Below are 14,262 nucleotides of genomic sequence, written 5' to 3' on the forward strand. Positions count from 1 at the left end.
GAGTCCTTTAATCTGATTGATTTGACTTTGCCCATAGAGGTAGCTTTGAGGATTATGAGGCAAAGGTAGCAAATCTATATGATATAAACTAATTATGAACATCTACTTATTAATTCTAATGCTGAACCTTTGTATGTAATTGATGGTGTTATTATACAGGGTGGTGGATCTTCAGGTGCTGATTTCGGACTTGGAGATGCATTAGGAAACGGTTCTGTTTCTACAATATCTCCTCTTTCAACCATAAATCCAGCTGATATTGTTTCAATGGAAATATTAAAGGATGCATCAGCTACGGCCATATATGGAGCACAAGGCGCGAATGGTGTAGTATTAATAACTACGAAACGAGGAAAGGCAGGTGAGGCTAAATTTACATATGATGGAATGCTTGCCGTGCAAAGGCAGACTAAGCGTTTGGATATGATGAATTTGCGTGAGTTTGCTAGTTTCTATAATGATTTTGTTGAGGTAGGAGAATTTGAAGAAAATGCTATTTATGCAGATCCTTCATTGTTGGGAGTAGGTACTAACTGGCAGGATGCCGTATTCCGTACAGCATTACAGCATCAGCATCAGATATCTGCACAGGGAGGTACTGACAAAGTGAAGTATTATGTTTCTGGTTCTTTTATGGATCAGGATGGTACATTGATAGGGTCAAGTTTTAACAGATATTCTTTCCGTACAAATCTTGATGCTCAATTGAAACCTTGGTTGAAAATTGGTTTGAATGCTACTTATTCATCTACCAGAGATGATTTAAAATTGGCTGATAGTGATCAGGGTATTATCAGTTATTCATTGCAGACTGTGCCTGATATTCCTATTTACGATATAGATGGTAACTATTCTTCTATTGTTCGTGAGGGATATACAAGTCCTAATCCAATTGCAATGGCTATGATGGATCAGATTCTTTTGGATCGTCAGAAACTTACAGGTAGTATATTTGGTGATGTTACTTTGGTTAAAAACCTTACATGGCATACTGAACTTGGATATGATATCAGTTATAATAAAGGTGAGCGTTATCAGCCTAAAGTAGATTTGGGAAACTGGAAACGTGATAGTAATTTAAGCTCTATCCAAAAGAATAATAGTACTTACTGGCAGTTGAAAAACTATGTTACTTATAATGGGTACATAGACAAACATAGTTTTACTGTAATGTTAGGTCAGGAGTGTTGGGCTTCAAATTATGACTATACTTCTGTATCTAATACAAACTTGCCATCTGATGTTGTGCATAATCCTGCCTTAGGAACAGGTACACCTTCTATAAATTCAGGTTTTGGAAGTTCTTCTATGGCATCATTCTTTACGCGTCTGAACTATAACTATGCAGACCGTTATCTGGCTACTTATACTTACCGATATGATGGTTCTTCAAATTTTGGTCCAGAAAACCGTTGGGCAGGATTCCATGCTATTGCTGGTTCGTGGAGATTTTCAAATGAGAAGTTCTTTGAGCCATTGAATAATGTAATAAGTAACGGTAAGTTGCGTTTGGGCTGGGGACAAACTGGTAATTCAAATATAGGTGGTTATAGATGGGGAGCAAGTATGTCCAGAATGCCTACAGGATTAGGATTAGGATACCGTCAGTCTAATATAGCTAATTTAGGTATTAGATGGGAAACTCAGGAACAGGTAAATGTTGGTATTGATTTGGGCTTTTTTAATGATAGATTGAACGTTGTTGTCGATTGGTATAAGAAAGTATCTAAGGATATGTTGATGTCTTTGCAGTTGCCTTCTTATATGGGAACTTCTGGAAATGCTGCATCAGCTTTGGCCGCTCCGATGGGTAACTATGGTGATATTGAAAATAAAGGTTGGGAGATTTCCTTGAATACTCATCCTATTGTTGGCACTTTTGAGTGGGATTCTGATTTTCAAATTTCATTTAACAAGAATAAGTTGAGAGCTCTTGATGGAACCGCAAATGCTCAGATTGTTGGATACGGTCAATGGAGTGATGTGGTCAGTGTGACAAATGTCGGTGAATCTCTGTATAATTTCTATGGCTATGTTTGTGACGGAGTGTATAAAGATCTAGAGGATTTGAAGACATCTGCCAAACCAACTAAATATCCGACTGATGGTGTATTTAACCGTACAAACACAGTGTGGGTAGGTGATATTAAATATAAAGATCTTAATAATGATGGAGTGATTGACGAGAATGATAGAACTAATATTGGTTCACCTCTTCCTAAATTCACATTTGGATGGACTAATACATTCAGATATAAAAATTTTGATTTGTCATTATTTATAAACGGTTCGTATGGAAATAAGGTATTTAATTATCTTGGAATGAAACTTACACATATGAATTCTGTATGGACTAATCAGCTCACTACAGTTTTGGATCGTGCACAGCTAGTTCCTATAGACCCTAATAAAGATTACACTGGAGGAGTAGTGGTAAATGGTGTTACCGTTTATAACTGGTATGATGATATCACAAATGTTAAAGTAGCTAATAGTGATGCAACTATTCCTCGTGCTTCAGTACAAGATCCTAATGATAACGACCGTATTAGTGATAGATATATCGAAGATGGTTCATACATTCGTTTGAAAAATATAACTTTGGGTTATACATTCCCTGGAAAGATTATTAAGAAATGGGGACTTGACAACCTTCGTGTGTATGCAAATATCCAGAATCTGTTGACTATTACAGGGTATGATGGTTATGATCCTGAAATTGGCGCCAGCACATCAAGTGCAAATGTCTATGGTCTTGACAATGGACGTTACCCTTCTCCTACAGTTTATTCTTTTGGATTGAATGTTTCCTTCTAAAAAAAATGGTTATGAAATTCAATAATATAAAATATTTGGCTTTATCAGCTGTATTGGGATTTAATATGTCTTCATGTGATGATTTTTTGAATCGTCCCGCAGAAGATTCGTACAATGTTGATAACTTTTATCAGAATGAAGATCAGTGCTTTCAAGGTGTAAATCCTCTTTATAATTCTCCTTGGTTTGATTTTCAGCGTGGCTTTTTTAGAGTCGGTGAGGTATTGTCTGGTAATTATTACATGGGATCATCCCCTTATTTGACTTTTACAGTAAATGGAACTGATGAGGATTTGATAAATATGTCATATTCACTTTGGTCAGTCAATGCTTATGCCAATACAATAAGAGAGAGATTATTGTCTACTACTGTTTCAGATGAGGTGAAGAATACTTGTATTGGTGAGTGCTTAGTATGGAAAGCTATGGCATATTTTTATCTGGTACGTACGTTTGGGGCAGTTCCTATTGTTCATAGTAACTCTGACGATATAGCTGCAGGTAACTATAATGAGAAATATAAAGTTCAGATACCTGATGTTTATGAATATATTGTGATGACATTGGAAAAGGCTATTCAGCTTCTTCCAAAATCAAATGCCGAAGGTCGTATTGACCAATATACAGCTAAGGGGCTTCTTGCTAAAGTTTATCTCACTAAGTCTGGATATGGAATGAGTGGAACAAGAAATGAGGATGATTTGAGTAAAGCTGCAGCCTATGCTAAAGATGTAATAGATAATTCAGGTAGGAACTTATTGGAAAACTATTCTGATATATTTCGTTTGGCTAATAACTTTAATGAAGAAAGCTTGTTGTCATGGCATTGGTCTTCATCAGCTGATATGTGGACATGTCAAAATGCTATGCAATCAGAATTGGCAATAGTTGGATTTGATGAGTTTGGTGATTGTTGGGGGGGATATAACGGTCCTTCTGTTGATTTGCAAGATGCTTTCGGAGAGAATGCTTTAAGTCCTACACGTTATTATGGTGATGCACGCCGTAAAGCTACTATGATGATGTGTGGAGATGTTTATGAGTACTTTTGGCAGGATAAAGGTGGTTTCAATTATATTAATTTTATTTATGACACTAAGAATCTTGGCGGACCGGGTTCTTATCAAAGTGGAACAGGGGCCAATGCGGTGAAACATCTATATGGAAATGCTAATGACCATATGGTAGGAACAGGAGTTTCAGCTTCGGTACAACGTAGTCAGTTAAGTACTCATTTGTTGCGATTAGCTGATGTATATTTGATATATGCTGAAGCAATGATTGGAAATAACGGATCTACTACCGATGCTTCTGCTATAGATGCATTTTATAAAGTGAGACACAGGTCTGTAAGCTCATATGAACGCCCTTCATCTATAACATGGGAGGACGTATGGAAAGAGCGTCGCCTTGAATTGGCGTGTGAAGGTGACCGTTGGTATGATTTTGTTCGTTTGGCATATTATGATCCACAAAGAGCTATTAACGAATTGACAAACCAGCGTCGTGATATATATTATGGCTTGGATGCTTTGTATAAATCATATTATCAGACAGGAACGTTTACAGTAAATCCTGATGAACAGCGATATAATCCAAATGCTGTTAAACCGAATGTTACACTTTCAAGCTTTACATTGCCGTTTCCTACAGAAGATGTAGTTTTCAACCCGCATTTGATGGAAGATCCAATTCATGTAGATGTTAGAAATGAGTTTAGTTATTAAAAATATGCAGAAAATGAAAACAATAAGATATATTAAAGGTTTAGTTTTATTTGCATCTGTTTGTCTTGGTATCGCTGTAACATCATGTGAAGACGAACCTGACAGATATGTAATAACAGATGGTATTCCAACTGTGTATTATGTACGTATGACAGACCCTGAAGTTGCCGATTCTTTAATCACCGAGGCTTATATGGCTAATACGGTATGTTTAGTTGGAGAAAATTTGAGAAGTGTTTACGAATTGTTCTTTAACGATCAGAAAGCAGTTCTAAATACAAGTCTGATTACAGACAATACGTTGATAGTTGATATACCTTCTGTAATTCCAGGTGTAGTAACTAATAAGATTGCACTTATCAATAGGGATAGAGACACTGTCTTTTATGATTTTAATGTCATAGTTCCTGCACCTGAAGTAAAATCAATGTCAAATGAATATGCAGAGCCAGGTACTGTAGCTACAATATATGGTGATTATTTAATTGATGATCCTAATGTTCCTTTGAAGATAACGATTGGGGAAGTTCCGGTCACAGAGATTACTAGCCAGACCAGATATGCTGTTAGTTTTATGATTCCAGAAAATGCGACTACTGGATATATAAATGTTGAGTCTATTTATGGTACTGGAAAATCAAATTTCCGTTATATGGAAAATGATGGTTTGATATTTGATTTTGATGATGATGGAGATAATGCGCTAGCAATAGGTAGTGGATGGCGCACTGGTAATATTGGAGTTTTGAACAATGTATCTGCATTGGATAATAACTATTTGTATTTCCAGGGTGATTTGGATAATAATTCTTGGGACGAAGATAACTTCTCTTTTAATTACTGGCCAAAAGGTGATGCAAGTGCTCCAAATTTGAATACGTTAGTTGACTTTAGTGACTTGAGTAATCTTCAGTTGAAGTTTGAAGTAAATGTTCCTAATGTATGGAGTGCATGTGCTTTGCAGATTATGCTCACAACGGATAATGAGGTAACTTATGGCACAGCTAATAATGCATTCTTCTCTAATAATGAATTCCCTCGAGCTCTGTGGATACCTTGGCAGACAAGTGGTAGTTATACTACTGAAGGCTGGACCACAGTAACAATACCGTTGTCTGATTTCCATTATACATCTTCTGGTATGTCTATCTCCACATTGTCGGCTACAGATATTACAGGATTGACTTTGTTCGTTTGGAGTGGAGGAGTTACTGGTACGGCTTGCTCACCGACTATTTGTATTGATAATATCAGAATAGTACCAATTAATTAATTTGATATATTATGAAAACAAATATAATGACAGTGCTTTGTTTGTCAGGAGCACTTTTATTCTCAGGCTTTTCCTTTACCTCTTGTTTAAAGGGGGATGATATTAGTACTAATCAGTTCTCGGAAGGAATACGATTGAATGTATTTGGTCCTTCACCTGTAGCTCGTGGTGGCGAATTGAGATTTTTGGGAAGTGGAATGGATCAGGTTACTGCTGTTTCTATTCCGGGTTGTGAGGATATTACAGATATAAATATAATTAGCCCTACAGAAATTCGTGTAACAGTTCCTCAAGAAGCTTTGCCTGGTCAAGTGTTATTAAAAACCCCTAAAGGAGATATTGTGACAAAAACAGAGCTAACTTTTACTGAACCTATCGCTATTGAAAGTATTTCTCCTTTAAACATAGTACCAGGTAATGAACTGACAATTTCTGGTGAATATCTTAATTTGATTAATCAGGTTATTTTTACAGAGGATGTGGTTGTTTCTGCTGAGGACTTTATAACTCATGACCGTAAAACAATAAAGATTATTGTGCCTGAAGAAGCACAGACTGGACAAGTCGCTTTGTCTGATGGTGCAGAGTTGCCTAATCTTATATATTCAGAAGAGGATTTAGCTGTTGCATTACCTTCTGTTGATCAGATTTTTAATTTAACAGAAAAACTTCCGGGTGATGAAATTATAATAGCAGGTAATAATCTTCAATTGGTAAAGAGTGTTATAGTTCCATGCTATCCTGATAATAGTGAGGTTGAGTTTACAGTTGAATCTGGACAATTGAAATTTTCATTGCCAGAGAATGCCGCAGACGGAGAAATTGAGGTAGTCCCGGCATCTGGAATTCATGTATCTGTTGCGGTCTTAAATATGGCAACTCCTGAAGTTACAGCAATAACTCCATCTACAGAAATCAAGGCAGGAGATGAAATTGTAATATCAGGTAAAAAACTTAATGTTATTTCTACTTTGTCTTTCCCAGGCATTGAGGAGCCTGTTCAACCGACGGAGCAATCTGCAACACAGTTGAAGGTCGTTATGCCAGCCAATGGACAGAGTGGTAATTTGATTTTTAACGTTAAAAGCGGCAAGTCCGTAGATGCAGGAATTATTGAAACTCTCAAGCCAATTAATTTGTCATTCAGTGGAGATGTGAAAGCATGTGAAGATGCTACTATAGTAGGTAGTAATCTCGGTTTGGTGTCAGACGTCGTATTTGCAGGCGATTTAAAAGGTGAGATAGTTTCACAGTCCAATGATCAATTGGTTGTAGTGGTTCCAGCATTGGCCCAAAGTGGAGACATTGTGTTGAATATGGCCAATGGAGAACAAGTTTCTATCCCTAATGTGACGGTAATTTCACCTGATGCTTGTTATATTATAAGTAGTTTGGAAGAAAAATATACAGCAGGTGAAATAATGACTGTAGAAATAGCTAAATCAGAATTGTTGACTGCTGTTAATATTAATGATAATCCTGTTCAATATATTCTGAAGGGTAATGAGTTGATGATAATGGTGCCTGAAAATTCTGGTTCAAATTCTACTTTAAAATTGATTTCAGGTAGTAACTCAGTAGAATATACAGTAACATTTGTACCAGCTGAAAAACCTGAAACAGTTATATGGGAAGGATCATTCTCTCCTGGTAGTTGGAGTGCTGCTAATCAAGATTTAGCTTATGGAAATTTTGACTGGAGTACTGTTCAGGCAGGTACAGAGATAACAATTTATTATACATTAGATTCTTCTTCGGCTTATTGGCAACTTCGTTTAGGTGATGGAAGTTGGAGCCCGTTACCTACAATACCAGATGTGAATTTATCTGCTGGATCTACAAGTTATACTGCGACATTATCTCAAGAAGTTTTGGATGTCTTGTTAAGTAATAATGGTATGATAGTGACTGGATGTTACTTTACAATGACTAAGATAACTCTAAAATAAAGAAAACTTAGTAGTTTGTAGTAATAGAGCTTCATTATAAAATAGCCCAGGGAGAAATTCCTGGGCTGATTTTCAAATATATAGTTAGTTGTGTTTTATTGTCGATTTTTCGATATATGAAAATATAGCCTTGCTGCAATGTAATGAAATTACTCAACAGCATAATCCTAAACTTTTATAATCTTGAAATTAAATTCTTATGAGAAATATATTATACTTTTTAATAGTATTGTTTTATTCTATTCCATGTTTTTCCCAAATTAGGGGGGAGGAAATAAAAGTGGTGGTTTCACCGGATCATACAGATTGGAATTATAAGCTTGGAGAGAAGTGTATCTTCACAGTTAGGGTGCTTAAAGCCAACAATCTGTTGCCGGATGTAGTAATAGATTATGAATTGGGACCTGAAATGTATCCGGTAGAGAAAAAATCCGGTGTAAAACTCAAAGATGGAAAAATAACTCTTACCGGCAAAATGAATACTCCAGGCTTCTTTATGTGTAAGGTTAATGCAACGGTAAACGGACGTAAATATGAAGGCTTGGCAAATGCTGCATACGAGCCTTTGAAATTAAAGCCTGTCACTGAAAAACCAAAGGATTTCATTTCATTTTGGACAGAATGTATAAGCAAGGCTAGAGAAGTTCCATTGGATTATAAAATGAAACTTTTACCCGACAGATGTACGGAAACGGTAAACGCATATGAGGTAAGTTTTCAAAATAATCGTTATGGCTCACGTATTTATGGTATTCTTACTATACCTGTAAAGGAAGGCAAATATCCGGCTTTGCTTAGAGTTCCTGGAGCTGGTGTACGTCCATATCAGGGAGATACGTATATAGCTTCAAAGGGAGCGATAGTTCTTGAGATAGGAATACATGGCGTGTCTGTTACCCAAGAACAGAAAATTTATGATGATTTACAAAATGGCCCATTGAATGGTTATTGGACTTTCAATGCTCATGACAGATTTGATTGCTATTATAACCGTGTTATAACAGGGGTAATACGTTCTATTGACTTTATTGAATCTTTGCCACAGTTTAATCATGAACAATTAGGTATAACAGGTGCCAGTCAGGGAGGTGCATTGTCAATAATTGGAGCTGCATTGGATTCAAGAATAACGTTTTATGCGGCAATTCATCCGGCGCTTTGTGATCATTCGGCATTTTTGCAGAAACGTGCGGGAGGCTGGCCTCATTATTTGTATTATGAGAATAATCCAAGTGATGAACTGATTAAAAATATTCAATATTATGATACTGCGAATTTTGCGTCTCTGCTTAAAGTTCCAGGTTGGTTTAGTTTTGGTTATAATGATGTGGTATGTCCTCCTACATCAGTATATTCTGCGTATAACGTAATAACTGCTCCAAAAGAAGTCCATACTTATCTTCAGACAGGTCATTACTGGTATCAGGAACAGTATGATGAATGGAATAACTGGCTTTTAAAGATGCTGGAGATACAATAATTCAAGAAACTATATAATATGGTTAAAATAGTATCATATAACGTGTAGTTGTTTTTTTATTTTTGCAATGAAAGAGTAATAAAAAGAAGTTTATGATTAAATCTAAATTTTTTTCGGTTATACTTATGGCGTTGTCTGTAATGTCATGTTCTGATATAGAAAAAGAAACAGTAAATAAAACACCTGAAGCAGAGGAAATGCTTGACAAGTTAAGAGATATTTCTGCAGAGAAGAAATTTATGTTCGGTCATCATGATGATCCGGTATATGGAATTGGATGGGATGGTGATGAAAACAGAAGTGATGTTAAAAGTGTGTGTGGTGATTATCCTGCTATAATGTCTTTTGATTTGGGACGTATGGAGATTTTTGGTGACAAGACTTTGGATAATGTCCCTTTGGATAGAATAAGAAAAGAGGTCATTGCACAATATGAAAGAGGAGGTATGTCATCTTTCAGTTGGCATGTAGATAATCCGCTTACAGGAAAAGACTCTTGGGATGTAAGTGATTCAACTGTTGTAAAATCTGTATTGCCAGGCGGTGTTAATCATGAAAAATTTATGGGATGGTTGGACAAGATTGCCGATTATATGAATTCTATAAAAACATCTGATGGTGTCAAGGTTCCTATCTTGTTCCGCCCATGGCATGAACATACCGGCAGCTGGTTCTGGTGGGGACAAAATTTGTGCTCTACAGAAGATTATAAAGCGCTTTGGCGTATGACTTACGACAGAATGCAGGAAAAAGGTGTGACACAACTCCTTTATGCTTATTCTCCTGGTACAGAACCTAAAGATTCAACCGAGTATCTTGAACGTTATCCGGGTGATGATATCATTGACTTGATTGGAGTTGATGCCTACCAGTTTGACCGTGATGCTTATTTGAAGAGTCTGGATAATTCACTGACTATAATGTCGCAGGTAAGCAAGGCGCATAATAAGCTGATGGCTGTAACTGAAACTGGATACGAGACTATTCCTGATTCGTTGTGGTGGACTCAAACTTTGATGCCGGCAATAGAGAAATATCCTATTAGCTATGTTCTGGTATGGCGAAATGCCAGAGAAAGGGAAAATCATTATTATGCTCCTTATCCTGGACATAAATCCGCAGCGGATTTTGTGAATTTCTATAATGATCCTCGTACATTGTTTGCAAGTGATATGAAAACAATAAAGTAAATTAAATCAATATATAAATGAATCAATTTGACGAAAAAGTAAGAAAACTGTTTGAACAGCATGAAGAGTTGATTACTCGTAAGAATGAACCTGTTGAAACATCAAACGGAGTTTATACCCGTTATAAATATCCTGTAGTTACCGCAGCTCATACTCCTGTGTTCTGGCGTTATGATTTGGACGAAAAGACAAATCCGTATCTGATGGAACGCATTGGAATGAATGCTACAATGAATTCTGGCGCGATAAAATGGAATGGAAAGTATCTTCTGGTTGTACGCGTTGAAGGAGCTGACCGTAAATCTTTCTTTGCGGTTGCCGAAAGTCCTAACGGAGTTGATAATTTCCGTTTTTGGGATTATCCTATTACTATGCCTGATGATGTAATTCCGGCTACTAATATATATGATATGCGTCTGACGGCACATGAAGACGGATGGATTTATGGTATATTCTGTGCAGAACGTCACGATGACAATGCTCCTGCTGGAGATCTTTCGTCTGCTACAGCTACAGCGGCTATTGCACGTACAAAGGACCTGAAAAATTGGGAACGTCTGCCTGATTTGAAATCAAAGAGCCAGCAGAGAAATGTTGTCCTTCATCCTGAGTTTGTGGATGGTAAATATGCATTCTATACTCGTCCTCAAGACGGATTTATTGATGCCGGAAGTGGTGGTGGAATAGGTTGGGCTTTGGTTGATGATATTACTAATGCTGAAATTAAGGAGGAGAAAATTATCGACCAGCGCTATTATCATACTATTAAGGAAGTTAAGAACGGTGAGGGACCTCATCCTATCAAGACTCCTAAAGGATGGTTGCATTTGGCTCATGGCGTTCGTGGTTGTGCTGCGGGATTGCGTTATGTACTTTATATGTATATGACTTCATTGGAAGATCCTAGTAAACTGATCGCATCTCCTGGAGGTTATTTTATGGCACCGGAAGGAGAGGAAAGAATCGGTGATGTATCAAATGTGCTTTTCACTAATGGATGGATAGCTGATGAGGATGGCAAGGTATTTATTTATTATGCATCTTCGGATACACGTATGCATGTGGCCGTTTCTACTATTGACAAACTTGTGGATTACTGTATGAATACTCCACAGGATGGTCTGACTACTACAGCTTCTGTAGAAACATTGAAAAAACTTATAGATAAAAATTTGAAATTAATAAAATAAAAAGAAGGAGTAAGTACTGCTATGATAAAACTCACGGAAAAGATTGGCTATGGTTTTGGCGATATGGCATCGTCCATGTTCTGGAAACTGTTTGGAGCTTATTTGATGATATTCTACACTGATATATTCGGATTGCCGGCTGCAATGGTCGGTACTATGTTTTTGGTAACGCGTATATGGGACTCGGTTTTTGATCCTATAGTAGGTGTAGTAGCTGATCGTACTTCAAGCAAGTGGGGAAAATTCAGACCATATCTGCTATATCTTGCTGTTCCGTTTGGGTTGATAGGAGTACTTACTTTTTATACACCTCCGTTTGGTAACGCAGGTAAGTTGGTATATGCATATATCACATACTCGCTGATGATGATGGTTTATTCGGGTATTAATGTCCCTTATGCATCATTGTTGGGAGTAATGAGTCCTGATCCTAAAGAGCGAAATACTCTTTCCACCTATAGAATGATGTTTGCCTATATAGGTAGTTTTATAGCATTATTACTGTTTATGCCAATGGTTAATGTCTTTAGCGGTAATAGTAAGGAAGCTGCCGATCAGCAGTTTGGATGGTTTATGGCTGTCGTAGTTATTGCTGTGATGTGCATACTTTTGTTCTTGGGATGTTTTGCATGGACTAAAGAACGGGTAAAGCCTATTAATGAAAATAAAACTTCGCTTAAGGATGATATCAGGGATTTGTTTCATAACAAACCATGGTGGATTTTATTCGGAGCAGGTGTGGCGACACTTGTATTTAATTCTATACGTGACGGAGCGGCAGTTTACTATTTTAAATATTTCGTACTGGAAGAAGAACACAATACGATTTCTTTAATGGGTGTTTCGTTTGTATTGAGCGGACTTTATCTTTCTGTTGGGCAGATAGCGAATATTATAGGTGTTGTTTTAGCCGCTCCTTTAAGTAATAAAATAGGTAAAAAGAATACATTTGCATTGTCAATGCTTGTGGCATCTGTACTTAGTGTTATTTTCTTTTGGTTCGATAAGGATGATTTGTCGTTGATATTCATATTCCAATGCCTTATTAGTATTTGTGCAGGAAGTATATTCCCTTTATTGTGGTCAATGTATGCAGATTGTGCAGATTTCTCGGAGTTGAAGACTGGAAATCGTGCTACAGGATTGATTTTTAGTGCTTCGTCTATGAGCCAGAAATTCGGATGGGCTATAGGTACCGCAGTAACAGGCTGGTTGTTGTCTTTCTTCGGCTTTCAGGCTAATGCTGAGCAAAGTGCTGAGACAATTAACGGTATAAAAATGTTTTTAAGTCTGCTTCCTGCGGCAGCGGCATTCATCTCAGTTATATTTGTTTGTTTTTATCCTTTGGGCGAACAGAAGATGAAAAATGTAATGGAACAATTGAATTTAAAACGTAAATAAATTATGTCTAACGAAATGGTGAAACAACTAAGTTCTGAGGTAAAAGCTGAACTTGAAAATAATATACTTCCATTCTGGATGACAAGAATGGAAGACTGTGAGAATGGCGGATTTTACGGACGTATTTCAGGTGAAAACGAGTTGTATAAGTCTGCCTCTAAAGGAGCAATCTTGAATGCGCGTATCTTGTGGACTTTTTCTGCTGCTTATCGCTTGTTGGCTAAAAAAGAATATCTTGATACAGCGACCCGTGCGAAGGATTACATCATAAATCATTTTTATGACAAGGAATTTGGAGGTATTTATTGGGAACTTGATTATCTTGGAAATCCTGTAGATACTAAAAAACAGATTTATGCAATAGGTTTTGCTATATATGGTCTTAGCGAGTATTCTCGTGCAACAGGAGATGCAGAAGCTTTAGATTATGCAAAGCGTTTGTTTGATGTGATTGAGAAATATAGTTTCGACTCTGAAAGAAATGGCTATGTTGAGGCTTTGACTCGTGAATGGCAACCTATAGAGGATATGCGCCTAAGTGATAAGGATGAGAATGAAAGAAAAACAATGAACACTCATTTGCATATTCTTGAACCATACACAAATCTGTATCGCGTATGGAAGGATGAAAGATTGAAGAAGCAGATAAGTAATCTTATTGATATATTCTTGGAGAAGATTCTTGATAAAGAAACTTATCACTTGAACCTTTTCTTTGAAGATGACTGGACAAATAAATATCATATTGTTTCTTATGGACATGATATTGAGGCTTCATGGCTTATTCATGAGGCTGCACTTGTGTTAGGTGATGAGGATATATTGAAAAAGGTGGAACCTGCTATTATTAAGATAGCTGAGGCTGCTGACGAAGGATTGAATCCTGACGGAAGTATGATTTATGAAAACTTTATAGATAAAGGAAAAGTTGATAGAGAACTGCATTGGTGGGTGCAGGCTGAGAATGTAGTGGGACATATGAATCTGTACCAGTATTTTGGAGACAGACAGGCGCTTGAAAAGGCTGTTAAATGCTGGAATTTTATAAAGACATTCATTATTGACGGACATAATGGTGAATGGCACTGGAGTGTATATGCTAACCACGAAGTGAATATTAAGGATGACAAGGCTGGTTTCTGGAAATGTCCATATCACAACGGGCGTATGTGTATGGAGATATTGGAACGTTTCAACTGATTTTATTATATTGTTGTATAATGTCTTATTCAAAT

Annotated in this window: 8 protein-coding genes and 1 pseudogene; all 9 read left to right on the plus strand. The window is 36.8% G+C overall.

The features are described 5' to 3' along the window. Window positions 1–108: 108 nt before the first annotated feature. A pseudogene (locus H6A61_RS02140) lies at window positions 109–2,817 on the plus strand (SusC/RagA family TonB-linked outer membrane protein); the annotation flags it as partial. 11 nt (window positions 2,818–2,828) lie between these two features. Next, the gene (locus H6A61_RS02145; RefSeq protein ID WP_204390591.1) at window positions 2,829–4,544 is read left to right on the plus strand and encodes a RagB/SusD family nutrient uptake outer membrane protein; all 1,716 of its coding nucleotides are present in this window, start codon (window positions 2,829–2,831) and stop codon (window positions 4,542–4,544) included. 13 nt (window positions 4,545–4,557) lie between these two features. Continuing rightward, entirely contained in the window at window positions 4,558–5,817 is a 1,260-nt protein-coding gene (locus tag H6A61_RS02150; protein WP_239469065.1) for a glycan-binding surface protein, read from the plus strand. An 11-nt stretch (window positions 5,818–5,828) separates the two neighbouring features. Beyond that, the gene (locus H6A61_RS02155; protein ID WP_204390593.1) at window positions 5,829–7,766 is read left to right on the plus strand and encodes a hypothetical protein; all 1,938 of its coding nucleotides are present in this window, start codon (window positions 5,829–5,831) and stop codon (window positions 7,764–7,766) included. A 199-nt stretch (window positions 7,767–7,965) separates the two neighbouring features. After that, window positions 7,966–9,246: an acetylxylan esterase gene (locus tag H6A61_RS02160; protein WP_204390594.1), complete on the plus strand. Its 1,281-nt coding sequence runs from the start codon at window positions 7,966–7,968 to the stop codon at window positions 9,244–9,246. 92 nt (window positions 9,247–9,338) lie between these two features. Beyond that, window positions 9,339–10,436 (plus strand): glycoside hydrolase family 26 protein, encoded by a 1,098-nt coding sequence (locus H6A61_RS02165; RefSeq protein WP_204390595.1) that lies wholly within the window; start codon window positions 9,339–9,341, stop codon window positions 10,434–10,436. A 17-nt stretch (window positions 10,437–10,453) separates the two neighbouring features. Continuing rightward, on the plus strand, window positions 10,454–11,626 hold the full coding sequence (locus H6A61_RS02170) for a glycoside hydrolase family 130 protein (RefSeq protein WP_204390596.1): 1,173 nt from the start codon (window positions 10,454–10,456) through the stop codon (window positions 11,624–11,626). A 21-nt stretch (window positions 11,627–11,647) separates the two neighbouring features. Then, window positions 11,648–13,027 carry an MFS transporter gene (locus H6A61_RS02175; RefSeq protein ID WP_204390597.1) on the plus strand — a complete coding sequence of 460 codons (1,380 nt, stop codon included), beginning with the start codon at window positions 11,648–11,650 and terminating at the stop codon, window positions 13,025–13,027. Between the two features lie 3 nt (window positions 13,028–13,030). After that, complete coding sequence (locus tag H6A61_RS02180; RefSeq protein WP_275951548.1) at window positions 13,031–14,227, plus strand: AGE family epimerase/isomerase; 1,197 nt, start codon at window positions 13,031–13,033, stop codon at window positions 14,225–14,227. The last annotated feature ends 35 nt before the right edge of the window (window positions 14,228–14,262 follow it).

The organism is Bacteroides caecigallinarum (assembly GCF_016901995.1).
Lineage (GTDB): Bacteria > Bacteroidota > Bacteroidia > Bacteroidales > Bacteroidaceae > Phocaeicola > Phocaeicola cellulolyticus.

Excerpts from the sequence above, each read along its gene's own strand:
- H6A61_RS02145 (WP_204390591.1), top strand. The coding sequence starts at position 2,829 with ATGAAATTCAATAATATAAAATATTTGGCTTTATCAGCTGTATTGGGA.
- H6A61_RS02150 (WP_239469065.1), top strand. The coding sequence starts at position 4,558 with ATGAAAACAATAAGATATATTAAAGGTTTAGTTTTATTTGCATCTGTT.
- H6A61_RS02155 (WP_204390593.1), top strand. The coding sequence starts at position 5,829 with ATGAAAACAAATATAATGACAGTGCTTTGTTTGTCAGGAGCACTTTTA.
- H6A61_RS02160 (WP_204390594.1), top strand. The coding sequence starts at position 7,966 with ATGAGAAATATATTATACTTTTTAATAGTATTGTTTTATTCTATTCCA.
- H6A61_RS02165 (WP_204390595.1), top strand. The coding sequence starts at position 9,339 with ATGATTAAATCTAAATTTTTTTCGGTTATACTTATGGCGTTGTCTGTA.
- H6A61_RS02170 (WP_204390596.1), top strand. The coding sequence starts at position 10,454 with ATGAATCAATTTGACGAAAAAGTAAGAAAACTGTTTGAACAGCATGAA.
- H6A61_RS02175 (WP_204390597.1), top strand. The coding sequence starts at position 11,648 with ATGATAAAACTCACGGAAAAGATTGGCTATGGTTTTGGCGATATGGCA.
- H6A61_RS02180 (WP_275951548.1), top strand. The coding sequence starts at position 13,031 with ATGTCTAACGAAATGGTGAAACAACTAAGTTCTGAGGTAAAAGCTGAA.